23 protein-coding genes and 2 tRNA genes are annotated in these 24,589 nt (G+C 60.2%); 3 read left to right on the top strand and 22 right to left on the bottom strand.

Going from position 1 to position 24,589, the window contains the following annotated elements; translation table 11 throughout:
• Window positions 1–190: 190 nt before the first annotated feature.
• The 13 genes from ACTQXM_RS02210 to ACTQXM_RS02150 all read right to left on the bottom strand — a co-directional run bounded on the left by ACTQXM_RS02210 (window position 191) and on the right by ACTQXM_RS02150 (window position 12,055).
• On the bottom strand, window positions 191–1,759 hold the full coding sequence (locus tag ACTQXM_RS02210) for a threonine/serine ThrE exporter family protein (protein ID WP_441063631.1): 1,569 nt from the start codon (window positions 1,757–1,759) through the stop codon (window positions 191–193).
• A gap of 341 nt (window positions 1,760–2,100) precedes the next feature.
• Window positions 2,101–4,065, bottom strand: coding sequence for a lysine--tRNA ligase (gene lysS, locus ACTQXM_RS02205; RefSeq protein WP_154514782.1), 1,965 nt, complete (start codon window positions 4,063–4,065; stop codon window positions 2,101–2,103).
• Between the two features lie 79 nt (window positions 4,066–4,144).
• On the bottom strand, window positions 4,145–4,615 hold the full coding sequence (greA, locus tag ACTQXM_RS02200; RefSeq protein ID WP_006234960.1) for a transcription elongation factor GreA: 471 nt from the start codon (window positions 4,613–4,615) through the stop codon (window positions 4,145–4,147).
• Window positions 4,616–4,721: 106 nt separating this feature from the next.
• The gene (gene tatA / locus ACTQXM_RS02195; protein WP_195838497.1) at window positions 4,722–4,997 is read right to left on the bottom strand and encodes a twin-arginine translocase TatA/TatE family subunit; all 276 of its coding nucleotides are present in this window, start codon (window positions 4,995–4,997) and stop codon (window positions 4,722–4,724) included.
• 112 nt (window positions 4,998–5,109) lie between these two features.
• A tRNA-Pro gene (locus ACTQXM_RS02190) sits at window positions 5,110–5,186 on the bottom strand.
• A 49-nt stretch (window positions 5,187–5,235) separates the two neighbouring features.
• Window positions 5,236–6,132: a 4-(cytidine 5'-diphospho)-2-C-methyl-D-erythritol kinase gene (gene ispE / locus ACTQXM_RS02185; protein ID WP_441083494.1), complete on the bottom strand. Its 897-nt coding sequence runs from the start codon at window positions 6,130–6,132 to the stop codon at window positions 5,236–5,238.
• A 2-nt stretch (window positions 6,133–6,134) separates the two neighbouring features.
• Window positions 6,135–6,431, bottom strand: a complete 297-nt coding sequence (locus tag ACTQXM_RS02180) for a Veg family protein (RefSeq protein ID WP_118206416.1) — start codon at window positions 6,429–6,431, stop codon at window positions 6,135–6,137.
• A 114-nt stretch (window positions 6,432–6,545) separates the two neighbouring features.
• Entirely contained in the window at window positions 6,546–6,992 is a 447-nt protein-coding gene (gene dtd, locus ACTQXM_RS02175; RefSeq protein ID WP_117797049.1) for a D-aminoacyl-tRNA deacylase, read from the bottom strand.
• Window positions 6,993–6,995: 3 nt separating this feature from the next.
• Window positions 6,996–7,637 (bottom strand): RdgB/HAM1 family non-canonical purine NTP pyrophosphatase, encoded by a 642-nt coding sequence (gene rdgB / locus ACTQXM_RS02170; protein ID WP_118206636.1) that lies wholly within the window; start codon window positions 7,635–7,637, stop codon window positions 6,996–6,998.
• A gap of 142 nt (window positions 7,638–7,779) precedes the next feature.
• Window positions 7,780–8,505: a ribonuclease PH gene (gene rph, locus ACTQXM_RS02165; protein ID WP_117799672.1), complete on the bottom strand. Its 726-nt coding sequence runs from the start codon at window positions 8,503–8,505 to the stop codon at window positions 7,780–7,782.
• Between the two features lie 52 nt (window positions 8,506–8,557).
• Window positions 8,558–9,442 carry a glutamate racemase gene (gene murI, locus ACTQXM_RS02160; RefSeq protein ID WP_117769301.1) on the bottom strand — a complete coding sequence of 295 codons (885 nt, stop codon included), beginning with the start codon at window positions 9,440–9,442 and terminating at the stop codon, window positions 8,558–8,560.
• Window positions 9,443–9,495: 53 nt separating this feature from the next.
• Window positions 9,496–10,407 carry an HAD family hydrolase gene (locus ACTQXM_RS02155; protein WP_441536864.1) on the bottom strand — a complete coding sequence of 304 codons (912 nt, stop codon included), beginning with the start codon at window positions 10,405–10,407 and terminating at the stop codon, window positions 9,496–9,498.
• Between the two features lie 130 nt (window positions 10,408–10,537).
• Window positions 10,538–12,055, bottom strand: a complete 1,518-nt coding sequence (locus ACTQXM_RS02150) for a Mur ligase family protein (protein ID WP_441536865.1) — start codon at window positions 12,053–12,055, stop codon at window positions 10,538–10,540.
• Between the two features lie 201 nt (window positions 12,056–12,256).
• Here ACTQXM_RS02150 and ACTQXM_RS02145 point away from each other — a divergent pair, with 201 nt between their 5' ends.
• The 3 genes from ACTQXM_RS02145 to ACTQXM_RS02135 all read left to right on the top strand — a co-directional run bounded on the left by ACTQXM_RS02145 (window position 12,257) and on the right by ACTQXM_RS02135 (window position 14,677).
• Window positions 12,257–12,472, top strand: a complete 216-nt coding sequence (locus tag ACTQXM_RS02145) for a hypothetical protein (RefSeq protein WP_441067643.1) — start codon at window positions 12,257–12,259, stop codon at window positions 12,470–12,472.
• A gap of 203 nt (window positions 12,473–12,675) precedes the next feature.
• Window positions 12,676–14,544, top strand: a complete 1,869-nt coding sequence (gene asnB, locus ACTQXM_RS02140) for an asparagine synthase (glutamine-hydrolyzing) (RefSeq protein ID WP_441536866.1) — start codon at window positions 12,676–12,678, stop codon at window positions 14,542–14,544.
• Window positions 14,545–14,601: 57 nt separating this feature from the next.
• Window positions 14,602–14,677: transfer RNA gene (locus ACTQXM_RS02135), tRNA-Val, on the top strand.
• 524 nt (window positions 14,678–15,201) lie between these two features.
• On the opposite strand, the gene ACTQXM_RS02130 is transcribed toward ACTQXM_RS02135, so the two are convergent.
• From ACTQXM_RS02130 to ACTQXM_RS02090, 9 genes are all read right to left on the bottom strand, one after another.
• Window positions 15,202–16,485: an aminotransferase class III-fold pyridoxal phosphate-dependent enzyme gene (locus ACTQXM_RS02130; protein ID WP_441536867.1), complete on the bottom strand. Its 1,284-nt coding sequence runs from the start codon at window positions 16,483–16,485 to the stop codon at window positions 15,202–15,204.
• Window positions 16,486–16,553: 68 nt separating this feature from the next.
• Window positions 16,554–17,534: an acetylglutamate kinase gene (gene argB / locus ACTQXM_RS02125; RefSeq protein ID WP_441536868.1), complete on the bottom strand. Its 981-nt coding sequence runs from the start codon at window positions 17,532–17,534 to the stop codon at window positions 16,554–16,556.
• Window positions 17,535–17,615: 81 nt separating this feature from the next.
• Window positions 17,616–18,884, bottom strand: a complete 1,269-nt coding sequence (gene argJ, locus ACTQXM_RS02120) for a bifunctional glutamate N-acetyltransferase/amino-acid acetyltransferase ArgJ (RefSeq protein ID WP_441536869.1) — start codon at window positions 18,882–18,884, stop codon at window positions 17,616–17,618.
• Window positions 18,885–19,018: 134 nt separating this feature from the next.
• Window positions 19,019–20,089, bottom strand: a complete 1,071-nt coding sequence (gene argC, locus ACTQXM_RS02115; RefSeq protein WP_427795080.1) for an N-acetyl-gamma-glutamyl-phosphate reductase — start codon at window positions 20,087–20,089, stop codon at window positions 19,019–19,021.
• Between the two features lie 263 nt (window positions 20,090–20,352).
• Window positions 20,353–20,763: a pyridoxamine 5'-phosphate oxidase family protein gene (locus tag ACTQXM_RS02110; protein ID WP_441067635.1), complete on the bottom strand. Its 411-nt coding sequence runs from the start codon at window positions 20,761–20,763 to the stop codon at window positions 20,353–20,355.
• Between the two features lie 54 nt (window positions 20,764–20,817).
• The gene (locus tag ACTQXM_RS02105) at window positions 20,818–21,264 is read right to left on the bottom strand and encodes a pyridoxamine 5'-phosphate oxidase family protein (RefSeq protein WP_154514803.1); all 447 of its coding nucleotides are present in this window, start codon (window positions 21,262–21,264) and stop codon (window positions 20,818–20,820) included.
• A gap of 30 nt (window positions 21,265–21,294) precedes the next feature.
• Complete coding sequence (locus ACTQXM_RS02100) at window positions 21,295–22,095, bottom strand: energy-coupling factor transporter transmembrane component T family protein (RefSeq protein WP_441536870.1); 801 nt, start codon at window positions 22,093–22,095, stop codon at window positions 21,295–21,297.
• Window positions 22,095–23,999: an energy-coupling factor transporter ATPase gene (locus tag ACTQXM_RS02095; RefSeq protein ID WP_441536871.1), complete on the bottom strand. Its 1,905-nt coding sequence runs from the start codon at window positions 23,997–23,999 to the stop codon at window positions 22,095–22,097. Before ACTQXM_RS02095 ends, ACTQXM_RS02100 begins: the two co-directional genes overlap by 1 nt.
• Window positions 23,996–24,586 (bottom strand): ECF transporter S component, encoded by a 591-nt coding sequence (locus ACTQXM_RS02090; RefSeq protein WP_441054878.1) that lies wholly within the window; start codon window positions 24,584–24,586, stop codon window positions 23,996–23,998. Before ACTQXM_RS02090 ends, ACTQXM_RS02095 begins: the two co-directional genes overlap by 4 nt.
• Between the last annotated feature and the right edge of the window lie 3 nt (window positions 24,587–24,589).

The following is a 24,589-nucleotide window of genomic DNA, read 5'->3' as shown; positions in this document are numbered from 1 at the left end:
GTGGAACTACCCTAACACGAACAGCAAACGCTTCGTAAGCGTTGAGTTTATGAAGATGCAGGGCACCGATAATCCCCCGACCCCATAAGTTGCAGTGGAATACGGACTGTTTTGACCCTTTAAGCAGCAATTCAGTCCCTATTTCACCGCAACTCATTTGGTGCAAAGTAACCTGTCCCCCTTGTACCAATTAGCTGGTGTAGCGCCAGCGAGGGTCGGTGAGCGTACGCGCCACACCCAGCCCAACGGGCAGAAACGCTACGATGAGCACTGCGCGCACAAACCAGCCGAGCATATTGACTGTGTCGAAGGTGCACATGTAATACATAGAGCGATAGAGATACAGACCGGGCACCATAATGACAATCGAAGGCACCGTGAGGGCGATGCGCGGGTAGGTGAGCTTGACTTCGGCCAAGCTTGCCAGCAGACCCGATACCAGCGCGCCGATAAACGCTGCTGCCTCGAGAGGCATTCCCGTGCTGAGGCCCAGGAAGGGAATCATCGTCGGCGCATCGACAAGGGTCAGACGCAGGGTATTGGACACGGCGCCGATCAACCCAGCTGCCGCGGCCATCTTTACCGGGCTGTTGAACATCACCGAGAAGCCGAATACGCCAACGAAGCTCATCACCACGCGCAGGAGCGTAAGGGCAAGCGGCGAAAGGCCCAATGGGGCAAAGTCGTCCGGCGCCAGTCCCACACACTCGGCAACCATCCAACCTACGAGGGTCGCCATCACAATAATCGACACAGCATACGAAAGACGCTCGATACCGCTTCGCATGTCGAGCTTAGCGATGTCGAGACCTGCCGTAATAAGCGGAAAGCCAGGAATCACAAAGAGCATGGCGCCGATATAGCCTTCTTGGTGCGACATTGCACCCGGAACAACCTGGGCGAGGCCGAGCAATGCCAGCAAATATGAGATACAGGCCAGTGCGACACCGAGCGTCAAAGCGCTGAACTGACCAAGGCCTTGCTTGAGAATATGGGAGCGGGCAAAGTTGCCGACGCCCGCGCCCACGAACGCGCATGCCATCTCAATGGGACCGCCACCAAGTAAAAAGACAAAGGCGCCACAGGCGCAGGCTGCCGCAAGGCCCTGTTGCCAGGGCGCGTAATCAGGTTTTGAACTCTCAACGGTCTTGAGCATCTCGTGATACTCGTGCACCGTGAAGCGACGACCATAGGTCTCGATTTCCTTGAGGAAACTCTCCATCATCCAAATGCGATGGGTGTTGACGCCGGTTGTCGGCAGACTGACGACCTCGTTAAAGCAGTGGCCATCTTCGATGCAAGTACACTCAAACGACAGGAGACTTAAGTCAACATGGATGGTGACACCGAGTACGGCGGCGACTCGATTCATGGTATCGCGTACGCGCCAGGCACCCGTTCCACTCGCGAGCATAAGCATACCGGTGCGGCAGACGATGGATGATTTATCGGTGAGCGGCGCATCGACGGCAAGTTCATCGCCTGCCGTCACGATCTGGTGCCAGTCAGTTTTCATATAGAGCGCGCCGGCACGAACGCCGTGGTGCATGGGGGCTCTCGAAAGCAGCGAGTTAAGGCGCGAAGACTGTGGGGACTCCGTTGATTCGTCCTCAACCTCATCAGTCTCTTCATCGACCAGATCAAAGGAATCAAGCGGCGCTGGCTCGCGACGGTCGATCAGCTCCTCGTCCTCATCATCAAAGTAATTGAACTGATCGAGCATGTCCTCTTCGATTGCGCGCTCGCTCGCATCGTCCATCCCGGTGCTCCCTTCCTATCGACTAACCCCCATCCTAGACAGCGACGGCTAAAGGAAACATAAAAGAGACGGCTGTCATGCGAGCCATGCGTGCAATAGCCATTGGGTAGTCATTGGGGACGTTCTTGAATGACTAGTCGTTTATGAACGTCCCCAATGACCACTCCGACAACGTCGATGTATTGGCAACGCCAGCGAGCGACGTCCAGGGCGAACAAGTTGGCATGAAAAAGGCAAGGCATAGACCTTCTGGTCATGCCTTGCCTTTTGAATGACAAATTGTCGCCCTGGGCGGCGCGCAGCGTCGGCTGGTCCGCCGTTCGGTAGAACGGCGGAACCAATTAGTACATCTTTGCGCCGGCGGGAATGGAGGCGTCGAGCTGGATCAGGTTGAGGCGCTCCTCGCCCTCCTCCTCGTGGATGGCACTGATGAGCATGCCGCAGCTGGGGATGCCCATCATCTTGCGCGGTGGCAGGTTGGTGATGGCAAGCAGGGTCTTGCCGACCAGGTCCTCGGGCTCATAGTATTCGTGGATGCCGGAGAGGATGGTGCGGTCGGCACCGGTACCGTCGTCGAGCGTAAAGTTCAGCAGCTTCTTGGACTTCTTGACGGCCTCGCATGCCTTGACCTTCACAGCGCGGAAATCGCTCTTGGAGAAGGTATCGAAATCGACGAACTCCTCAAACAGCGGCTCAACGGCGATCTTGGAGTAATCGAGCGTGGGCTTGAGCGACTTAACGAACGGGCTCGCGGCGTTGCCGGCCTCGGCAGCCTTGGCGGCAGCGGCACCGGACTGGAAACCCTTCTCGGGCTTCATGTGCGGGAACAGCAGGACATCGCGGATGGAAGCCTGGTTGGTGAGCAGCATGACCACGCGGTCGATACCGATGCCAATGCCGCCCGCGGGAGGCATACCGTACTCGAGGGCGCGCACGTAGTCCTCGTCATACTCCATGGCCTCATCGTCGCCGCCGGCCTTCTCGGCCATCTGGGCGGCAAAGCGCTCAGCCTGGTCGACCGGGTCGTTGAGCTCGGAGAATGCGTTGGCGTACTCGTGGCCGGCGATGACCAGCTCAAAGCGGTGGGTCAGACGCGGATCGTCCTCAAAACGCTTGGCGAGCGGGCTGACCTCAATGGGGTAATCGCACACGAAGGTCGGGTTGACGATGGTGTCCTCGCCCAGCTCATCGTAAATCTCGGCGATGATCTTGCCGGCAGTCCACTCGGGCTTGATCTCCAGGCCCTTCTCGCGCGCGGCGGCAGCAAGCTCCTCGACAGGCGTGTCGATGGTGACCTTCTTGCCGAGCACGTCAGAGACAATATCAGTCATGGGGCGGCTTGCCCACTCACCGGAAAGATCGATGGTCTGACCCTGGTACTCGATGACCTCGGGGTTGCCGATGGCCTTGTTGGCAGCCTTGATGACGCCCTGGGCGAGCGCCTTCATACCCTCGAGATCGGAGAAGGCACGGTAGGCCTCCATCGTGGTGAACTCGGGGTTGTGGGTGAGGTCCATGCCCTCGTTACGGAAGATACGACCGATCTCGAAGACGCGCTCAAAGCCACCGACGATGCAGCGCTTGAGGTGCAGCTCGGTAGCAATGCGCAGGTAGCACTCCTGATCGAGAGCGTTAAAGTGCGTGATGAACGGCTTAGCCGTAGCGCCACCCTGAATGGTCTGCAGGATGGGGGTCTCGACCTCCATGTAGCCGTCGGACTCCATAAAGCGACGGAAGGTGGAGAGGATCTGCGAGCGCTTGCGGAAGGTCTCGCGGACATCGTCGTTGGCGATCAGGTCGACATAGCGCTGACGATAGCGGGTCTCCTTGTCGGAGAGACCGTGGAACTTCTCGGGCAGCGGGCGAACGGCCTTGGAGAGCAGGGTCGCGCTCTTAGGGGCGACGGAGAGCTGGCCGCGCTGAGTACGCACAACCACACCGGTCACACCCAGGATATCGCCAAGGTCGAGGGCCTTGAGCGTATTCCAGGCTGCCTCATCCATGTCGTTGATGCGGCAGAACAGCTGAATCTCGGCCGTTGCGTCGCGCACGACGATGAACATGATCTTGCCCTGACCACGCTTGGCGACCACGCGGCCGCCGATCTTCACGACGTCCTCGGTGTCTTCGCCATCGGCAAGATCGGCATACTTAGCCTCGATGTCGGCAACGTAGTCCTCGATCTCGGAGTGCTCGGGATAGGGGTTCTGGCCCGCCTCGAACAGGGCGGCGCGCTTGGCCAGGCGCGTGGCGCGCTCGTCGTTGAGCGTCGATGCCTGCTCGGCGGCGTTCTGGTTCTCTGCCATAAGTTAGCTCCTCAAACTAAAACGCTCCCCAGGATTCGGTCCCAGGGAGCGAAAACATACCTTTACGCGGGACCGTGGTCTAGCGTGCGATCTTGGCGATGGTGTAGACGCGTGTCTTGCCGGAAGGCGTAACGACCTCGACGGAGTCGCCCTCGCCGTGGCCGATGATGGCGTGGCCGACCGGGGACTCGTTGGAGATCTTGTGCTCGAGCGAGTTGGTCTCGGTGGTACCGACGAGCGTGACTTCCATGACCTCACCGTTGGGATCAATCAGCGAAACGGTGGAACCGATGGAGACGGTCAGATCGCCCGTGGTGGCAGCAACCTGAGCGTTGGCGAGAATAGCCTGAATCTCGGCAATGCGGGCAGCATTCTGAGCCTGCTTGTCCTTGGCGGCATCGTACTCGGAGTTCTCCGAAAGGTCGCCAAACGCGCGGGCTTCCTTGATGTCCTCGACGATCTCCTTGGCGTAATCGCCCTCACGCCAAGCGAGCTCCTCGACGAGCTTCTGGCGGCCCTCAGCGGTCAGTACGATCTGGCTTGCGTCCATACGGATATCTCCCCAACTATGATGTAACAATCAACTGTCAACATAACGAAAAAGACCGGCTAGCCTGCGGGCAAGCCGGTCAGGTGCTCACCCCAAAGGGATGGGACTACTCTGCGTCCGCGTCGCCGTCCTCTGCCTTCTTTTTCTTGGCGGCGGCGAGCTGGGCCTCGAGCTCTGCGATCTTCTTGTCCTCCTCGGACTCCTCGACCACAACGTCCTCGGCCTGCTTGGTCTCGTCCTTATCGTCGCCCTCCATACCCTCGCGGATATTCTTGACGGTAGAGCCGAGGGACTTGCCGAGCTTCGGCAGGTTCTTGGGCCCGAAGATAATCAGGACAACGACGAGAATAATGATGAGCTCAGGAGCCCTCAGTCCAAACATGTAGACCTCCACAAAACAGCGAGACAAGCTCGAATGAGTATACCGCGGGTATCGCGGTATCACAACAATAGCTAAAAAAAGGGACCGCAAGAAGCGGTCCCTCCTCATGCTCTGGTCGGGTTGACTGGATTTGAACCAGCGACCCCTGCGTCCCGAACGCAGTGCTCTACCAAACTGAGCCACAACCCGTTAGCTCGACTATAGTAACAAAGATTTTCGCTGCGTGCTAGAGAAATTTTTATTTCTTTGGCGCGTCGATTTGAACCGTGTTGGGAATAAGCTCAGTCGCGCAGGACCACCAGCCATTTTGCTGGGCGGCGTCGACAAGCCTTTCGGCCGTGGCGGCGGTGTCGCAAATGGCAAACGAGCAGGCACCCGACCCGCACACGTCCACGGCAACGGTTCCCTCCTGTTCGCTCAGCCAGTCGAGAACCGCCTGGATCTGCGGCTCCATCAAAGCAGAAATGACGCCCAAGTTGTTATGGATGAGCGAATACGCCATCTTTGCATCACTCACGCTAAGAGCCGATGCAATGGCACCGGGCGCAGTCGCGGGCACCGGGGCCTCGTCAAAACGTCGATAGGCCTCAATTGTAGAAACGCTCGCCTCCCGCGGCTTGACCAGCACAACGGGCGTCACAGGAAGCGCGGGGTACTCAGTTGCCAGAACGTCTCCCCCACCCACGTAGAATGCGGGGCTCGTATGCAAAAAGAACGGCACGTCGGCGCCGATGCCACGCGCAATCTCATCCAGCGCAGGATCAGTGCGGTCGATGCCCCACAGCTCAGCCAGGGCAACGATAACCGCCGCGGCATCCGTCGAGGGGCCGCCCAGGCCGGCGCACAGCGGGATGCGCTTCTCAATCGTCACGCACACATTTGCCTCGCGCCCGAAATGATCGGCCATGGCGACGGCGGTGCGGTAGGCAGTATTCTTTTGCATGGGAAAATCTGATGCCGGAACCGTCTGGACGGTCAACGCCTGCGCCGGCGTGACCGTCACGGTATCGGCTAGGCCGACAGCTGCCATCAGGGAATCGACTTTGTGGTAGCCGCGGGTATCGCGCTCGGTATGAACCCCCAGGTAGAGGTTAATCTTTGCCGGCGCAGTAAGGATGAGGGACCGATCGGTCACCGTTAATGCTCCTCGAGCTGGTTGCCGAGCGGAGTAAAGATGTGCTCGCCGCTCTCGGGGTCGAACAGTTCAACCTGACCGGTAAGGACGTCGATGTACTGGTAGGACTGACGCGACTTGCGGCCGCGGCGCTCGTCAACCTCGACGATAAAGACAGCCGGGTGGACGCTCTTGATGGTACCCATGCGCTCGACAACGCGGGTACGGCCCATGTTGGCCTTCACCTTGACGCGATCGCCCACCATATCGGTCAGCTTCTCGTGGATGTCGTCGACGTAATTGACTTCCATCTCTTCCATGAACAGGGCCTCCAGAAGGTGCAATTCAAAAAGGGGATAATACCCCTAAGATAGACAAAACTCTAATACTATAGCACCCTGTTACAACCCCACGCAAGTAGCTAATTAGGCTACTTACAGATTGTCGGTATCGAGGACAATGGTGAACGGGCCGTCGTTGACCAGGTCGACTTTCATGTCGGCGCCAAAGATGCCGTGCGCCACGTGGTCGACGTCCTGGGCGACGAGCGTCAGAAAGTACTCATAAAGCTCGTTGGCGACATCGGGCGCGCCAGCATCCGTAAACGACGGACGACGGCCGTGGCGGCAATCGGCAAACAGCGTAAACTGCGACACCACGAGCACCTCGCCGTCGACATCGGCAAGCGCCAAGTTAGTCTTGCCGTTCTCGTCCTCGTTGATACGCAGCCCGCGGAGCTTGCCCCATAGTTTATCGGCCTCGGCACGCGTATCGCCATGGCCCACGCCCAGCAATACCAGATAGCCGCGCCCAATGCGGCCCACGCACTCGCCGTCGACCGTCACACCGGCGTTGAGCACGCGCTGCACCACCGCACGCACGGCCTACTCCTCGCCCGTGAGTTTGGCGGACAGGTGCTCGAGTGCATGGAAACGATGGCTGATGGCGTTCTTCTCGTCCGCTGTGAGCTCGGCCATAGTCTTGCCCGGCGTATCGACCGGCAGGAACAGCGGGTCGTAGCCAAAGCCGTGGTCGCCGCGGCCCTCGTGTGCGATAACGCCCTCGCAGGCGCCCTCGCCATAGGTGACCAGGCCGTCTTGGTCGATGAGCGCAACGACACTCATAAAGCGTGCGGTGCGATCCTCGTCTGCCACGCCTTCCAGATTAACGAGAAGTTTGGCATTGTTGGCGGCATCATCGCCGTGTACGCCCGCATAACGCGCGCTATACACACCCGGCTCGCCGTCCAGCGCATCGACGACCAAGCCGGAATCGTCGGCGATGGCCATAAGGCCCGTCTCCTCGACCGCAGCCTGCGCCTTGATGATGGCGTTCTCCAAAAACGTCGTGCCGTTTTCCTCGGGGTCCTCAAAATCGCCCAGCTGGCCGAGCGCCACAAAGCGCACCTCGGGCATGACCTTGCCCAAAATGGCCTCGATCTCGGTGAGCTTATGGGCGTTACCCGTGGCCACAACAATGGTCGCCGCCGGGTCGAGGGTGTCGATGTCAATCTTCTCAAGTGCCATAGCTGGCCTCCTTGTCTCTTATAGCAATGCCGTGTAGAGGACGACGAGGGCCTCGGCCTCTCCCCTCTCAATCAACGGCAGTCTTATACTTCGGCGTTTTCGCAGATTAAACCTGCCAAAATCAACATCCCCTTTTGGCAGGTTAGGCGAGGGCTTGACGCTGAAGCTCGATGAGCTCGGCGATGCCCTTGTCGCCCAGATCGAGCAGGGCGTTGAGACGCTTGCGGTCGAAGGGCGCCTGCTCGCCGGTACCCTGGAGCTCGATCATCTCGCCGGAGTCGGTGGCGACGAGGTTCATGTCGACCTCGGCGTGGCTGTCCTCGGAATAATCCAAGTCGAGCAGGGTGTTGCCGTCGACGACGCCCATGGAAATAGCGGCAACCTGACCGGTAAGCGGAATGCGCTCGAGCTTGCCCGCCTCGACCCACATGGCAAGGGCGTCGTGCAGCGCCACCCAGGCGCCGGTGATGCTCGCCGTACGCGTGCCGCCATCGGCCTGGATCACATCGCAGTCAACGGTAACGGTGTACTCGCCGAGCGCCTTCATATTGACGACGGTGCGCAGGCTGCGGCCGATCAAGCGCTCGATCTCCATGGAACGGCCCTTGCGGTTGGCATGTTCGCGCTTGCAGCGCTTGCCGGTCGACGCCGGCAGCATCGCATATTCCGCCGTTACCCAACCGGCCTTGGCGCCCTTGCGCCAGCCCGGAACGCCCTCCTCGATGGTGGCGGCGCACAGCACGCGCGTGTCGCCAAACTCTGCCAGGCACGAGCCGTGGGCGTGCTTCATGACGCCGCGGGTGAGCTTAACGGGACGCAGCTCGTTTGCGGCGCGGCCGTTGGCGCGGTTGACCTGCATATATTCCATGGAACTATCCTTTCGGCAAAAGAGTGGCGAAGACTCCGGCGACATTGCGTGCCTAACCGAGTTCGTCGATATCGACATGCTCGATGCTTTTGAGCGGCTGGCCAAAGATAAAGCTGCCCGCCACCGCAAACTCGGCAATGTTGTCGGACGTGGTGGCAAAGCGATGCTGCGGCTCGGCGGTGTTGCCCGCCAGCTGCTCACGGCGCGTGAGGATATCGGTCAGCTCGCGGGTGGTCTCCTCGGCGGAGCTCACCACGCGCACCCCGGGCCCCAACGCATGACGGATGGGGCCCACCAGCAACGGAAAGTGCGTACAGCCGAGCACCACGGTATCGATGCCACGATCGTGCAGTGGCTCGACTGTGGCGTTGACCAGCGCGCGAACGGCTGGCGTATCAAAAATATCCTCGTTCTCGAGCCACTGCTCCTGCAGATGCGCGCCCGAGGCGAGCTCGTGCTCGACAACCTCGACAAAGCTCGAGGCAGGGCAGCCATACACGTCCACGCCGGCATCCAAGTCCTGGATGGCGCGCGTGTAGGCGCCCGAGCGGATGGTGAGGTTGGTGGCGAGCACGCCCACACGGCGCGTGCGGGTGCTGTTGATGGCGGCACGCGCGCCCGGCGCGATTACGCCAATCACGGGGACATCGAGCACCTGCTGAGCCAGGCGAAGCGCCGCTGCCGTCGCCGTATTGCAGGCGATGACCATGATCTTGACGTCGTGTCTCGAAAGCCAGCGCCCCGCCTGTAGCGCAAACGAGCGCACCTCGTCCTCGGTGCGGGTGCCGTAAGGGCAGCGCTTGGTATCGCCAAAGTAGTAGACGGACTCGTGCGGAAGCGCCGTCGCAATCGCGCGCGCAACCGTCAAGCCGCCCAGGCCCGAGTCGAACACGCCGATGGGGCGCGTATCACCGGCCAGATTCTCGATATCGGACATTACCTCACCAGATTCTCTCTCGAAAAGATATGGCCAAGCGTAACGGCACTGCGCTATGAACGGGCCGCGACGAGCAGCTCCGCCGTCGCCGCCCAGCCGTCAACGATCCTGCCACGCGTGACAAAGGCGTTATCGCAGGACGCAAGAAACTCGGACGCGCCGGCGCTGGTCAGACCGTTCTCGACCAGGCAGAACGTGCCCACGTGGTCGGCCATGTAGAAATCAGACTCGGAATCGCCGAGTGCCAGCGTCTCGTCGCGCTCGATGCCCAGATGCTCGCAGAAACGCGCGACCGCCACGCCCTTGTCGAGACCCGACGGATTAATGTTAAAGGCACGACCGTCCTCGACGCGATCGAGCTCGAGGGTCGTCGGCTTGGACAGATGAGTCAAGTGGCCGTTGCAGGCCCAGACCAGACCGCAGCCGGCCTCGTCGAGGATGGCCTGCGCCTCGTCATCGGGAATATCGCCGCGCATGCCGACGGTGACCTCGCGGTACTTATAGCCAGTCGACATGTCGTTGTGGTACTCGATCTTGTGCGGCCAGCGAGCGAGAATCTTCTCGCACACGCCGGTCTGCTCAATCACCTGGTGCGGCGTAAGGCCGCAGGCGGAGTCGTAAGGCATGTCGCCGGTCAGATACTCCCAGTCGTTGGCCTTGAGGTCGTACATGACCAGGCCACCCATCTCGCCAATGTAGGAGTTGAGGCCGAGCACGCGGGCATCTTCGTGGATCATGGTGCGGTTGCGACCCGAGGTGGGAATTACCTGGATGCCAGCGCGAGCAAGCGCCACGACGGCCTCGACGAGCTTGGTCGAGGGATTGCCGTCGTTGTCGCGCAGCACGCACGAGCCGGGCGCGAGCATCGTGGCGTCCAGATCGGTAAAGACGTACTTGACCTTGGCAAGGCGCTCGCGCATCTCGCCCGAAAGCTCGGCAACGGTCGGCAGGGTGTTGTGGGACATGGTCACTCCGTTTATTACGTAGAAAAGACTTAATCTTGGTACCGCGTTTTCCCTAAGGTGAACACGCTTGAGAGGCACTGCATCATCGGGCGTCGAGGATCCGTAGACGCCATCCTAAAGGCAGCGGCGCTTAGGCGTCGTACGCCGCAAGGATGCGCTTGAGAACCGAGCCATCACGCTCGCAGGGCTCGGGTCCGTTCTTGCGCAGCATGCACTCCTCCTCGCCCTTGCCAGTCACGATAACCACGGCGGGGCGGTCGGTCTCGCGCACGGCCGTCTCGATAGCGGCGGGGCGGTCGCACACGATCTGCCAGCTATCGTTTCCCTGCGCCTGGACATTGCGCGCAATCTCGGCGCAGATGTCCTCGACGTCCTCGGGGCCCGGGTCATCCTCGGTAATCACGATGCGATCGGCGTACTTGCCGGCAGCGATACCCATCGTAGTACGGCGATCGACACCCTTGCCTCCCGTTGCACCAAAGACAACCGCCAGCTCGCGGTCGGGATAGTTCTCGCGCAGGTCGCGCAAAAGCGTCTCGAGGCTCATGCCGTTGTGCGCATAGTCAACGACGCCCAAAATCTTGCCCGATGCAGACGGATAGAGCTCCATGCGACCGGGAACAAAGACGCCCTCAAAGCCATGGACGATGCCCTCTTCGGAAATGCCGAGGGCCTCGGCGCAGGCAATAGCGGCAAGCGCATTGGACACGTTGAACTTGACGGGCGTGGGGATCACGATGTCACGCGTAAAGCGCGGCGTGCGGACCGTGGCGATCACGCCGCAATCGCCGTTGCGAATGGCCAACGCACGCACGTCGGCGCGTCCATCGGTCAGCGAGAACGTCACCGTGCGCTCGCAGTGGGACGCCGCCTCGAGCACGCGGTCGACGTGGTCCATATCGAGGTTGACCACGGCAAAGCGGCTCTGCGAAAAAATCTTGAGCTTGCTGGCAAAGTAATCCTCGAGCGTGGGGTGCTCGATCGGCGAGATATGGTCCTCACCGATATTGGTAAAGGCGCCCACTTCAAAGTCAATCTTGCCCGTACGCTCGTATTTGAGGCCCTGGCTCGACGCCTCCATGACCAGCCACGGAGCGCCCGCCTCGGCGGCATGGGCGATACGCGACTGCAAAAGGAAGGACTCGGGGGTCGTTAGCTTAGAAGGACCGGCCTCGATACCGTCATCGAACTCGATACCCGTGTTGAGGGCTGGTCGATGACGGCCCGTGAGCTTAGCCTCGTTGGCAAGAATGCCACGCAGATAAAAGCTGCAGGTCGACTTGCCCTTGGTGCCCGTAAAAGCGCAGACCTTCACCTTGCCCGAGGGATGACCGTAATAGGCGTCCGCCACCACAGCGAGCGTGCGGCGGATATCGTTGACGATCACAGCGGGAATATCGACGTCGTAATCAACCTCGGACACGTACGCCACGGCGCCTTCGGCAATCGCCGAGACCAGATACTCGGGCTTGAACGCACGGCCCTTGCAGACAAACAATGTGCCCGGACGCACCTGGCGCGAGTCGTCGGTCGCAAACTCGATGCGCTGGTCGCAAAGAGTATCCGGCTTGGAAACAACAAGGGCCTCGGCCTCGAGCAGCTCCACATAGCGCATCAAAGCCAGCTTCTCCTTCGTCGTACCCGACATATAACGACCTTTCTCGCTAAACCTAACCTTAAAAGAGCAAAAACCGTCCCAGATGAATCCGGCCGCGCCCCTGTATTATCAACCATCCTAATATGCCACCTGACCTTGCGAGTGTCTCAGCACCCTAAAAACTTGCAAGGACCAGCGCACGGTTAATTCGAAATAACAAAACCCCGCCCTACAAATGCGCGTGATGCGGGGATGACCAGTGAGTTTGTCATGCTCTACAAGGACACGTCGCTGTTTTCGAGCGTCGGCGTCATGGAACTCATGCTGTTCTCCAAAAACCTCACGACCACCACGGGCAACATCACATCCTACATTTGCGCCGCACTCTACTATCTGGTTGTGACGATTCCGCTCATCCACGTCGTCACCAAGGTAGAGCACCGCCTTGCCAAGCGCGGCAAGCGCTAGCCCCTCTCGCGCTCTCCCACACAGCAATCGTCGCAGTCACGGCCCGCCGCTTCACCCAACGTGCGGGCCGTGGTTTTTCGGTCCCCTCGGCGCTTATGCCCCATCACGAAGCAAAAGATTGGCATGATAGTAAGGATTGATTGATATCGACTGCTGCAAACCTTGCGGCAGCGCACCTAAGCCGTCAGCAGAAAGGATCTTGCATGTGCGGTTTTGTCGGTTTTACCGGTACAGATGAACAGAGTGAGCTGGTTCTCACGGCCATGATGAATCGCATCATCCATCGCGGGCCGGATATGGGTGGCCAGCACATCGTCGATAACGTCGCCCTCGGCTTCCGCCGTCTTTCGATTCTCGACCTTTCCGAGGCTGGCGCTCAGCCCATGTCGAGCGATGACGGCAAGGTCACCATCGTCTTCAACGGCGAGATCTACAACTTCCAGGAGCTTCGCGCCGAGCTCGAGGCTGCCGGCTACGTCTTCCACTGCAACGCCGACACCGAGGTCCTGGTGCACGGCTACGAGGAGTGGGGCGAGGACCTGGTCAACCGACTGCGCGGCATGTATGCGTTCGTGATTCACGACCAGAACAGGAACAAGCTCTTCGGCGCCCGTGACATCTTTGGCATCAAGCCGTTCTATTACTACCGGGCCTCCGACGGCTCGCTGCTGTTTGGCTCCGAGATCAAGAGCTTCCTGGACCACCCCAAGTTTGAGAAGGCCGTCAACCGCGACGCGCTGCGTCCCTACCTCACGCTGCAGTTCCCTGCCACGGAGGAGACGTTCTTTAAGGGCGTGTTCAAGCTTTCCCCCGCGCATTGCTTTACGTACGACCTTACGACCAACACTATGGATATCAAGCGCTACTGGAGCTGCGACTTTACCGATGACAACTCCAAGAGCTTCGAGGAGTACGTGGACGAGTGCGACAAGGTCGTGCACGAGAGCGTTGCCGCGCACCGCATCGCCGATGTTAAAGTTGGCTCGTTCCTCTCCGGCGGCGTCGACTCCAGCTACATTGCCGCCTGCCTCATGCCCGACACCACGTATTCCGTCGGCTTTGACTACAAGAACTTCAACGAGACCAACTACGCCGCCGAGCTTTCCGACAAGCTTGGCATTAAGAACGTGCGCAAGATGATCACCGCCGACGAGTTCTTCGACGCGCTACCCGATATCCAGTACCACATGGACGAGCCGCAATCGAACCTCTCCAGCGTACCGCTGTACTATCTGGCACAGATGGCCGCCGAGGAAGTTACCGTCGTCCTTTCGGGCGAGGGCGCTGACGAGCTGTTTGCCGGCTACGAGTGGTACGAGGACACCCCCGAGATGCGATCCTTCAAGAAGCGCGTGCCGCTCGGCGTGCGCCGTGCCCTGGGCTCGCTCGTTCAGCATCTCCCCTACTTTAAGGGTCACAACTTCCTGACCAAGTGCGCCGAGGTCCCCGAGCGCTGGTACGTGGGCCAGGCAAAGGTGTTCGACCCGTCCGAGGTTGACGAGGTTCTCAAGCCAGCTTACGACACCGGCAAGAACGCCTCCGAAATGTGCGCAGAGTACTACAAGCAGGTCCCCGACTGCTGCGAGCTCTCTAAGAAGCAATATCTGGATATGAACATGTGGCTTCCGGGCGACATTCTGCTCAAGGCAGACAAGATGTGCATGGCACACTCCCTGGAGCTCCGCGTTCCGTTCCTGGACAAAAAGGTCATGGAGTTCGCCGAGCATATTCCCGCCAACTACCGTGTCAACGAAGAGGGCTGCAAGCTTGTCCTGCGCCACGCCGCCAATCGCACGCTGCCCGATGAGTGGGCAACACGCAAGAAGGTTGGCTTCCCGGTGCCAGTTAAGTTCTGGCTGCGCGAGCAGAAATACTACGACTACGTCAAGGAGTACTTCACCGCACCGTGGGCTGCCGATTTCTTTGACACCGATGCGCTCATGAAGCTGCTCGACGATCACTTTGAGGGCCGCGCGCTCAACCAGCGCAAGATCTATACCACGCTGACGTTCCTCATTTGGTACAAGCGCTTCTTTATCGACGAGAACAAGGGCACCGAAGTCGCCGCTTAGATTTCGTTATGAATTAGCGGTGAACCCCGCAGGGTTTCCGCTATACTCAATTCCCGCGGGCGATTGGCGCAACGGTTAGCGCAGGTGCTTTACACGCACAAGGCTGGGGGTTCGAATCCCTCATCGCCCACCACTGAATTGGAAACGGTCCTCGCAAGGGGACCGTTTTTGTTTGCACCCGGTGCATGGGATTCGAACCCGCAAGGGTGCGGAGCTGAGGAAACGCGAAGCGTTTTCCAGCGCAGCACGCGAGGAGCGGAGCGACGAAGCGGAAGCGGGCGGCGCCAGCCGCACGCGGACATCCCTCATCGCCCACCACTTGATTGAAAAGGCTCCCAGCGATGGGGGCCTTTCTTTTTTGGGCCCAGTGCAGAGGGATTCGAACCCGCAAGGGTGCGGAGCTGAGGAAACGCGAAGCGTTTTCCAGCGCAGCACGCGAGGAGCGGGGCGCGGGCGGCGCCAGCCGCACGCGGACATCCCTCATCGCCCACCACTTGATTGAAAAGGCTCCCAGCGATGGGGGCCTTTCTTTTTTTTGCACACGGCCTATCCCAGCCATGGCAAATCGATAGCAAAACGGGCTCCAGTTTGCCCAATCGTGCGCCAAACGGCACGTGACGGTCTGGAACCCGCTTCAAACTGCTATGTCTGATGGCGCTAAGCTAAAACACCCGCCAGGATCTCGATTAGGCTGTCCACATCGGCTTCCTCGCACACGAGCGGCGGCAAGAAGCGCAGTGTATGTGCACCTGTAGCGTTAATCACGGTACCAGCCACCAATGCGCGAGCCACAACGTCGTGCGCATCACCCGCAGCATCGTCCAAATCGCAGCCGAGCATTAGGCCGCGACCACGCACCTCGGTAACATGCGGCAGCTTGGCGAGCCTTGCCTCCATATAGGCACCCACCTTGGCGGCATGGTCTGCGTAGTCACCGCGCACAAGCGCGGAGAGCGTCGCGGCACACGCCGCGATGGCCAAGCAGCTGCCGCCGAAGGTCGAACCATGGTCGCCGGGCTTAAAGATGTCAGCGATTTCCTTCTTTGCCACCACGGCACCCATGGGCACGCCGTCGGCGATGCCCTTGGCAAGACTCATGATATCGGGCTCCACACCATAAGTCTGGAACGCAAACGGCTTGCCGGAGCGGAAAATACCACACTGGACCTCGTCGGCGATAAGCACGGCACCCACCTCGTGTGCCAAGTCGCGCGCCGCAGCCATAAACTCCTCGGTCATGGGATGCACACCGCTTTCGCCCTGGATCGGCTCGAGCATCACAGCGCAAATCTCGCTTCCCAACTGCTTAAAGATTGCGTGCAGTTCATCTACATCGTTGGGTGTGCATGCCACAAAGCCACCCGGCAGCGGGCGGAAACTGTCCTGCAGCCAATCCTGCATGGTCGCGGCAATGGTCTCGAGCGTACGACCATGAAATCCGCCGCGCATACACACGATGGTGTTGCCACCGTTGCCGGCACGTTTGGCATACAGACGCGCGAGCTTCATAGAGCCCTCGTTGGCCTCGGCACCGGAATTGGCAAAGAACGTCTCCCACACCTGCTCGCCCGCAGCCGGAGCGCCAAGCGCCGCCGCCGTGGTCTCGTCGCCAGCGGCAATCGCGTCGGCAAGCACGCGCGCACCGTCCGCATCGTCGTTGGCGAGCTTGGACAGCAACGCCGCGACCTGGCCGCGCTGCTCAATGTAGAAGTAGTTGGAGACATGAAGGAGCTTCTTGGCCTGGGCCTCGAGCGCCGAGAGCACCGCCGGGTTGCCGTGGCCTAGGCTGCATACGCCAATACCTGCAAGAAAGTCGAGATATTCGCGACCGTCGTCGCCGGTGAGCTTCATGCCGTGGCCCTCGACAAACTCGACCGGCGAGCGGCCAAAGGTTTGCATAACGTAGTGGGATTCGAGCGATTGTTGAGCTGCAAGTGACATGAGATGCCTTTCGTTAAGCGCCAGGTGGCGCGGACTGTGGGTGTAACGGTGTGACGATTTCTAACCAGCTAGACCGTCTGGAGCTTCTCGACCTCGTCGAGGTTCTCGGTCAGGCGCGCCGCAAAGGTCGAAAGCGGGTGCGGGTGCGTATCAAATACGTAGGCCGTCTCGGTAGAGTGGATCACGGTGCCGACGCCGGCATCGGTCAGCAGCTCCAGGAGCAGCGAATGCGGCGTGGTACCGTTAATGATGTGAGCGCGAAATACGCCGCCGACAAGCGCATCGACGGCTGCGCGCAGTTTGGGAATCATGCCCTTATCGACCTCGCCACCGTAGAGCATCTCATTAACCTCGTCGAGCGTTAGGTTGGAGATGAGCGAGTCTTTATCGCTAAAGTCCTTGTACAGGCCGTCGACGTCGGTCAAAAAGATTGCCTTGTGCGCGTGGAGCGCCGCCGCAACGGCACCGGCGGCGGTGTCGGCGTTGATATTGAAGAAGCCACCGTCCTCCCCCGCCGCGACGGTAGCGATGACGGGAATATACTCGCTATCGAGCAAGTTCTCGATGTAGTCGGTGTTGACATGCGTCACTTTGCCCACGCGTCCGAGCTCGGGGTCGAGCGGCTCGGCGATGAGCGTGCCGGCGTCGCTGCCCGATACGCCCACGGCCAAGTTACCGTGGTGGTTGATTGCCGCCACCAGCTCTTGGTTAACCTTGCCGCCCAGCACCTCGCGCACGATATCCATGGTCGCCGGCGTGGTCACGCGCTGACCGTTCTTAAACTCGACGGGCATATCGTAATGGCTCAGCGCCTCGTTGATGGCTTTACCACCGCCATGCACGATGACGGGGCGCATGCCGATAATCTTGAGCAAAACGATGTCGCTCATCACGTCGCGACGTAGTTGCTCGTCTACCATGGCGGCCCCGCCATACTTGATAACGACCGTCTTGCCGGTCAGGTTTTTAATCCACGGCAGCGCTTCGAACAGCAGCTGCGCAGTTGCTTCGTTGGATTCGCTCGAACGACAATCGCGTGCGAATTTCATAATCTGCCTCGTCTTTCGTATCGTTATCGCGCTGTGCTCCGCTGCCCGCAATCGCGGCGAGATGCGCAGCGTGCCTGGAGTCTAGGAGCGGTAGTCACCATTGATTGAGATGTACTCGTGCGTGAGGTCACAGGTCCACACGGTCGTTGCCGCGTCGCCTGCGCCCAGGTCGGCCGAAATCACGATCTCGGGCGCCTCAAAACGTCGCAGGGCCTCGTCCTCGTCAAAAGGAACAGTCAGGCCATCGCGGCAGACGGGCATGCCCATCATGTCGATGGAAACGTCTTCCTGATTAAACTTTACGCCGCACTTGCCGAGCGCCATGGCAACGCGACCCCAATTGCAGTCGTGGCCAGCGATGCAGGTCTTGACGAGCGGCGAATTGGCGACGGCACGGGCGGCGATATCGGCTTCCTCGTCGTTGGCGGCGCCGGTGACGTTAACCGTCACGAGCTTTGACGCGCCCTCGCCATCGGCCGCGATGTTACGCGCCAGGCTCTCGCACACCTCGTGCACGGCAAAGGCCAGCTCGTCAAAGGCGTCAGTGCCCTCGACGATGGCCTCGGCATCCGCGGCGGCAGCGCCAGAAGCCAGCATGATACAGGTGTCGTTGGTCGAGGTATCGGAATCGACCGTCACTTTATTAAAGGTCTGTGTAACGGTCGAGAGCAGTAGGGTGTGGAGCGCCGCCGACTCGACGGGGGCATCGGTAGTAATGACCGCGATCATGGTGGCCATATTGGGCATGATCATGCCCGATCCCTTGCACATGCCGCCCACCGTATAGGTATTGCCTGCGTGCCCCGCGGCCTCGCTGCTGTAGCGAACGGCATACTCCTTGGAATGCGTATCGGTCGTCATGATGGCACGGGCTGCATCGGCGCCGCCATGGGCAGAGAGTGCCTCGTAGGCGGACGGAATTGCCGTCTCAAACGTGTCGATCGGCAGAATCTGTCCGATCACGCCCGTGGAGGCAACTAAAATCTGTTGGGGTTCACAGCCAATGACCTGCGAGGCGATATTGCACGTCTCACGCGCACAGGCAAGGCCGGTCTCGCCCGTGGCGGCGTTCGCGTTGCCGGAGTTGATTGAAACACCGGCGATGATGCCATAGCCCTTGTCCGTACCGCCCAGGTTGGCACGGCTCACCTGCACGGGCGCCGCACAAAAGCGGTTAGTCGTAAACACGCCGGCCCCGGGACAGGGTTTATCGGGCACAACGAGCGCGTAATCCAGGCGCTCGGGATTCTTGCGGAATCCGGCATGGATGCCCGCCGCCTTAAAGCCGGCTGCCGCCGTTACGCCGCCCTCTACGGCACGAATCTTGATATCGAACTGCTCAGCATTCATCGTCTTTACGACTCCTTATGTCAAACAAAAAATGGGCATCGGTTGGTGCGCCATGCCAGCCACAATCATGAGACCAGCTTAAAAGTGGCGCCAAACTCGATACCCGACTACCAAATCGTTAATAATCGAATGTGCTACACCGGGCACGCCACTGTGGGCAAGCCTCGTCGCTCGTCAAAACCAAAGACGATGTTGGCGCACTGGACCGCCTGGCCCGCAGCGCCCTTGCACAAATTGTCGATGGCGCCCGTCGCCACCAGCACGCCCGCACGCTTGTTGAGCGCAAGGCCGATCTGGGCGGCATTGGTACCGACAACCGAAGCCGTCTTGGGCTGCTGGCCGGCATCGAGCACGCGCACAAAGGTACGACCGGCGTAGAACTTCTTGTAATGGTCGACGGCATCCTCAAGAGTCAGCGCTTCGAGAGCCTGCGTTGCGAGCGGCAGCGTCACCGTAGAGAGCAGGCCGCGCTTGAGCGGTGCCAGGTGCGGAGTAAAGACGACGCGATCGGTAAGGCCCAGAATTTGCTCGATTTCTGGCGTATGGCGATGTTTTCCTACGCCATAGGCCTCCAGATTCTCGTCCGCGCTGCAAAAATGGGTGCGGGTGTTGCACGACTTACCGGCACCCGTCACGCCACTGATGGCGTCGACGACTACGGGGCCGCTCTGGGCCACCCAGCCCGCACGCACGGCAGGCGCGGCAGCAAGACTCGTTGCGGTGGGATAGCAACCGGCGCAGGCGACCAGTACGGGCTTGCCGTCGGCGTGGTCGGATGCAGCGGTCTCTAAGTCCTGGCAGAACAACTCGGGCAGACCGAAGGCACGTGTTTTAAGCAACTCGGGGCTCGTGTGCTCGGCGGCATACCATGTCTCAAAGACGGACGCGTCGCTCAGACGGTAATCGGCCGAAAGATCAAAGCAAGAGACACCCGACGCAAGCAGAGCGGGCACCTGTGCCATGGCAGCCGTGTGCGGCACGGCGAGAAATACCGCATCGCAGCTCTTGAGTTCAGGGGCGTCATGCGTGGTGAAAACCAGATCGCTCACGCCAGCAAAGCTCGGATACACCGCGGACAGCAGCTGGCCGGCATCGGCGTTGGACGTAATGGCAACAAGTTCAAACTCGGGATGGCCGAGCACGAGGCGAATAAGCTCGGCGCCGGCATATCCAGCCGCGCCGACGATTCCAACCTTTAAAGACATATCGGACTCCTTGTCTGCGGTCTTATGCGTCGTTGCGCATTCCGCAGCCGTCGTTATGAGGTAGGTTGAAACTTTAGCACCCGAGAATGCATATTTACGCAAATAATTTGTGTCTTCATGCATTGAAACATACCCGACACATTCGCTTGAAAGAATTGACAAAAAATAAGCGAGCTCTGCATTAGCCGCAGCGCATCATACTGCTGGCCAATGCGGAGCCCACCTTATACGGAATACCAAACTTAAGGGTCGCCCAGAGCAGCCTAGAGCTCGACCGGAACCCATTCGTCGTGATTGCAGATAAAAGCCTCGGGGTCCTCGACGCTAAAGAAGACAAGCGTGGGATCGTTAGGCCCCTCATAGTGCTCGCTCAAGCGCTCAAGATGCTTCCACCCGGCCTCGCGCATTTCATCCGAAGCCCGGTCGTCCAGACCCGCACGTCCGCGCAGGATCAACCAACCATGGCCCGGCCACCAACTCGTGGCCTCAAAGCGCTGGTTTTGCAGCAGCTCTTGCCACACATCTTTGGTGCGCGCCGTTACAAACCACAGTTTGCCGTCCTGAATCTGCGCAAACGAGAACGGACGCACATGCGGCTGCCCGTCCATGCTCGTCGCTAGGTACCACGCCGGCACCGACGTCAGATACTCCAGCACCGTATTCAATCCGTCCACGTTTCCTCCTGTCATCTGACCAGTCTTTTTGGAATGGGCAGCTAATTTGGGAAATTAAAGCTCGAGGAGCTCTTCGCTGCCGTCGATATCGCAGAACCGCGCGGCGATGTTGCGGACCGAGAAGAACGCAAGGCGGCCATCGTTGGCACTATCGTGTTGCTCGCCAATGCCCACCATGTGCTTAAAGCCCGTCTGGCGCACCTTGTCACTCACGAATGCATCGTCCTCGAGTGCGGCCTCGCCAGTTAACACGATCCAGCACTCCCCCGGCTTCCAGCCCGATACCTCAAACTTGGGATTCTTGCTCAACTCCGCCCACACGTCCTTGTCGCGCGACGTGCAAAACCACAGCTTGTCGTTATCGACCATGGCAAACGAAAACGGCCTCACGCGGGGCTGATGCCCGTCGTTTGCATCGGTCGTGGCAAGATACCACGCCGGAATGCGTCTGAGATACGAGCAGACGCGCTCGAGCTGAGCCGTGCGATCGATGTCGGTCATAGAGACCCCTTTCTTGCGCTCGAATCGAGCTTAGACGAGTTGAAGATTGATAACGACAACGCATGCCACCAGCAGCGCCATCGCCACCGCGGCCAGTGCATCCCCGCGGCCAAACGTAAGCGCATGCAGACGCGTGCGTCCCCGCTCGCCGTGATAGCAGCGCGCATCCATGGCGGCCGAAAGCGTCTCGGCATGACGGAACACGCCAGTAAACAGCGGAATCGCCACACTGCCGAGCATGCGCACGCCACCGAGCGGACCGCCCGTCACGCGCGCGCCACGGCTTGCCTGTGCATCGGCCGTCTGTTTCATCTCGGTGGCAAATTGTGGCATAAACCGCAGTGCGATACCCATAATCATGCCGAGCTCGTGCGCCGGAAGCCCCACGCGCGCGAATGGTGCGAGCAGGCGCTCAAAACCCGCGGTGAGGTCGAGCGTCGGCGTGGTGAGCGTAATGGCGCTCATGCCGGCCATCATCATCGTCAGGCGGCACGCCATAAACGTCGCAGAACGCAGCGAGCCCTCGCTCACCTGCAAAAAGCCAAACTGCCACAGAATGCGGCCACTCTGATCGGAAAACAGGTTGAGCACCGCGACCACCACGACAATCGCCAGCAGTGGTGCCATCGACGATAGGACCCGACGCAACGGAACCCGGGCCGCGACATAGACCAGCACGACAAAAATTGCGATCGGAACCAGCCCGCGGAAGCTGCCGACGGTGAGCGCAGTGATCAGAAATGCGAAACCTAGGAGCAACTTAGTGCGCGGATCCAGGCGATGCAGCGCGCTTTCCCCCGGATAGTAGCTGCCAAATGAGAATGCCTCCATTAGCAGCCCTCCTCTTGCGTGGCCATCTTTGAACCAGCCTGACGCGACGCCCTCAAAGGTCCGTCCGCGCAGCCTAGCAGCATGCCGGCCAACTCGTCGGCCAGCGCCTCAACCGTATAAAGCTTGTCGCAGCGGAGCGGCACACCGGCTTGCACGAGCGACAATGCCATGCGCTGCGCAGCGGGAACGCCCAAACCGATCGATTTGAGCTCGTTCGCGTGCGCAAAAACCTGTGCGGGCGTTCCATCGGCAAACACCGCGCCCTCGTTCATCACAACGATACGGTCACAACAATTTGCCAGGTCATCCATGCTGTGCGAAACCATGACAACGGTCAGGCCCTCACGATGGAGCCGATCGATGAGCGCCAGGAAATCCCTGCGCGCAGCCGGATCGAGCCCCGCGATGGGCTCGTCGAGCACCAGGACCTCGGGCTCCATGGCGAGCACGCCGGCAAACGCCACGCGGCGCTGCTGACCGCCCGAAAGCTCAAAGGGGCTCTTGTCGCCTATCGCGGCAAGGTCGAGGCCCACGCGCGCAAGCGATGTTGCGACACGGCGAACAACCTCGTCTTGCGGCAGGCCAAGGTTGCGCGGGCCAAACGCCACGTCCTGCGCCACGGTCTCGGCAAATAGCTGGCGCTCGGGATACTGAAACACCACGCCGACCTTGGCCTTAACCGCGGCGGCGCCTTTCTTGCTTGATAGGTCGAGCCCCAGTGCGCAAACGCTCCCCTCCTGTGGACGAATCAGCCCGTTGAGATGCTGAACCAGCGTTGATTTACCCGAGCCGGTATGACCCGCCAGGCCCAGAAACTCGCCGCGACGCACCGTCAGCGAAACATCACGTAGCGCCCAGGGGCTGTTTGGATCGTTGCCCCAAAGAGCCTGTTTGCCCGATGCGCCCACAGTGGTCGAGCGCTTGCGCCATCGGCGGCGCTCGCGGGCGCTCAGCGACCAACTATGCGAGAGGTGCGAAATCTCGATGACGGGTTCCGACGCGACCATCCCATCGGCCGCAGAGGATGCATGGTCAAGCACACGAGAATCGGATGCGGAGGGCCGCCCAGCGACGTCCGCCCCGCTCCGCTCAGCATAAACCTGTGCAATCTCGGCGACCATATCCGCCTCACGCACCTGCGCGCAAACGGGTACGCCCTTCGCGCGGAGTGCCCTACCTAGACAGCACGACGCCGGCATATCCAGGTTGAGCTGGGCAAGTTCGTCCGCCCGCGTCAAGATTTCCTCGGGCGCACCGAGCATGGCAACGCGCCCCGCCCGAAACACCGCGACACGATCGGCCTCGGCGGCCTCTTCCATAAAGTGCGTAATCATCACGATGGTCATGCCGCGATCGTGCAACGCGCGGCAAACCTTCATGAGGCCCTTACGTCCACGCGGATCGAGCATCGAGGAAGCCTCGTCCAATATGAGCACGCGCGGTTCCATGGCGAGCACGCCGGCAAGCGCCACGCGCTGCTTTTGGCCGCCCGAAAGTGCATGGGTCTCGTGGCGCTCAAAGCCCACCAGGCCCACACCCTTCAGCGCCTCGCGTACGCGCTGCGCAATTTGCGCCGATTCGACCCCTAAGTTCTCGGGACCAAACGCAACATCGTCCTCGACAAGCGTCGCCACAATCTGGTCGTCGGGATTCTGGAACACCATGCCCGCGGTCGAACGAATGTCGTAGACCAACTCGGGATCGGATGCATCCATGCCGTTGATACGCACCGTGCCTGCATCGGGCTGCAGCAGCGCATTCAGATGCTTGGCAAACGTCGACTTGCCCGACCCATTGCCGCCGAGGATGCAGAAAAACTCGCCATCCTCGATGTTCAGATCGATACCGTCGAGCGCCGGCGTAACACCGTCATAGCTAAAGGAAACGCCTCGACAATCAATCATGCGCGGCCTTTGACCTGGTTCTTTTTAGGCGTGATGAGGTTGGAGACCGCCTTGTACACTGCAAGCGTGAGCACCGAGTTGAACACGGTCTTGATAAGGTTGAACGGCAGCACGGCAGGAACCATGAGCGGAGCGATCGCATCGACCGAGCCATACCAGAACCATACGCCAATGGTAAGGTTTGCAACCATAGACAGTGCCGTAGCGGCAATGACGCCGAACACCAGGCCAATCACGGCACCCTTATAGGTATGCATCTTCTGGTAGACGATAGCCGCGGGCAGAATGTAGCCCAGCGTGGCAACCAGGTTCATAAGCGCACCGACCCAGTCACCCGTGGTGAGCGCGTGAATAACGATAGCCATAGCGGCAACAGCAGTACCGGCGCCGGGACCATACGCAAACCCGCACACCATCGCCGGCACCAGCGACGGGTCGTAGGTCAAAAACGGCGCCGAAGGAAGGATGGGCAGCTGCACGTACATAAACAGGGCGCCCAAGGCGCACATCAGCGCCATGGTAACGAGCTGTTTGGTGCTCCACCTATTCGTGTTCTCAAAATGGATATGCTGCGACTGTTCAGACATAAG

Source organism: Collinsella sp. LCP19S3_D3 (assembly GCF_052121455.1).
Classification (GTDB): domain Bacteria; phylum Actinomycetota; class Coriobacteriia; order Coriobacteriales; family Coriobacteriaceae; genus Collinsella.
This window is presented reverse-complemented; position numbering and strand designations above follow the sequence as displayed.

Excerpts from the sequence above, each read along its gene's own strand:
- rph (WP_117799672.1), bottom strand. The coding sequence starts at position 8,505 with ATGGAATATATGCAGGTCAACCGCGCCAACGGCCGCGCCGCAAACGAG.
- argJ (WP_441536869.1), bottom strand. The coding sequence starts at position 18,884 with ATGAATGCTGAGCAGTTCGATATCAAGATTCGTGCCGTAGAGGGCGGC.
- ACTQXM_RS02100 (WP_441536870.1), bottom strand. The coding sequence starts at position 22,095 with ATGGAGGCATTCTCATTTGGCAGCTACTATCCGGGGGAAAGCGCGCTG.
- lysS (WP_154514782.1), bottom strand. The coding sequence starts at position 4,065 with ATGGCAGAGAACCAGAACGCCGCCGAGCAGGCATCGACGCTCAACGAC.
- argB (WP_441536868.1), bottom strand. The coding sequence starts at position 17,534 with ATGAAATTCGCACGCGATTGTCGTTCGAGCGAATCCAACGAAGCAACT.
- rdgB (WP_118206636.1), bottom strand. The coding sequence starts at position 7,637 with ATGGCACTTGAGAAGATTGACATCGACACCCTCGACCCGGCGGCGACC.
- ACTQXM_RS02105 (WP_154514803.1), bottom strand. The coding sequence starts at position 21,264 with ATGACCGACATCGATCGCACGGCTCAGCTCGAGCGCGTCTGCTCGTAT.
- tatA (WP_195838497.1), bottom strand. The coding sequence starts at position 4,997 with ATGTTTGGACTGAGGGCTCCTGAGCTCATCATTATTCTCGTCGTTGTC.
- ACTQXM_RS02150 (WP_441536865.1), bottom strand. The coding sequence starts at position 12,055 with ATGTCGGGTACGACGAAGGAGAAGCTGGCTTTGATGCGCTATGTGGAG.
- ACTQXM_RS02155 (WP_441536864.1), bottom strand. The coding sequence starts at position 10,407 with ATGTCCCACAACACCCTGCCGACCGTTGCCGAGCTTTCGGGCGAGATG.
- murI (WP_117769301.1), bottom strand. The coding sequence starts at position 9,442 with ATGTCCGATATCGAGAATCTGGCCGGTGATACGCGCCCCATCGGCGTG.
- ACTQXM_RS02095 (WP_441536871.1), bottom strand. The coding sequence starts at position 23,999 with ATGATTGATTGTCGAGGCGTTTCCTTTAGCTATGACGGTGTTACGCCG.
- ACTQXM_RS02180 (WP_118206416.1), bottom strand. The coding sequence starts at position 6,431 with ATGGAAGAGATGGAAGTCAATTACGTCGACGACATCCACGAGAAGCTG.
- ACTQXM_RS02130 (WP_441536867.1), bottom strand. The coding sequence starts at position 16,485 with ATGTCACTTGCAGCTCAACAATCGCTCGAATCCCACTACGTTATGCAA.
- argC (WP_427795080.1), bottom strand. The coding sequence starts at position 20,089 with ATGTCTTTAAAGGTTGGAATCGTCGGCGCGGCTGGATATGCCGGCGCC.
- asnB (WP_441536866.1), top strand. The coding sequence starts at position 12,676 with ATGTGCGGTTTTGTCGGTTTTACCGGTACAGATGAACAGAGTGAGCTG.
- greA (WP_006234960.1), bottom strand. The coding sequence starts at position 4,615 with ATGGACGCAAGCCAGATCGTACTGACCGCTGAGGGCCGCCAGAAGCTC.
- ACTQXM_RS02145 (WP_441067643.1), top strand. The coding sequence starts at position 12,257 with ATGACCAGTGAGTTTGTCATGCTCTACAAGGACACGTCGCTGTTTTCG.
- ACTQXM_RS02210 (WP_441063631.1), bottom strand. The coding sequence starts at position 1,759 with ATGGACGATGCGAGCGAGCGCGCAATCGAAGAGGACATGCTCGATCAG.
- ACTQXM_RS02090 (WP_441054878.1), bottom strand. The coding sequence starts at position 24,586 with ATGTCTGAACAGTCGCAGCATATCCATTTTGAGAACACGAATAGGTGG.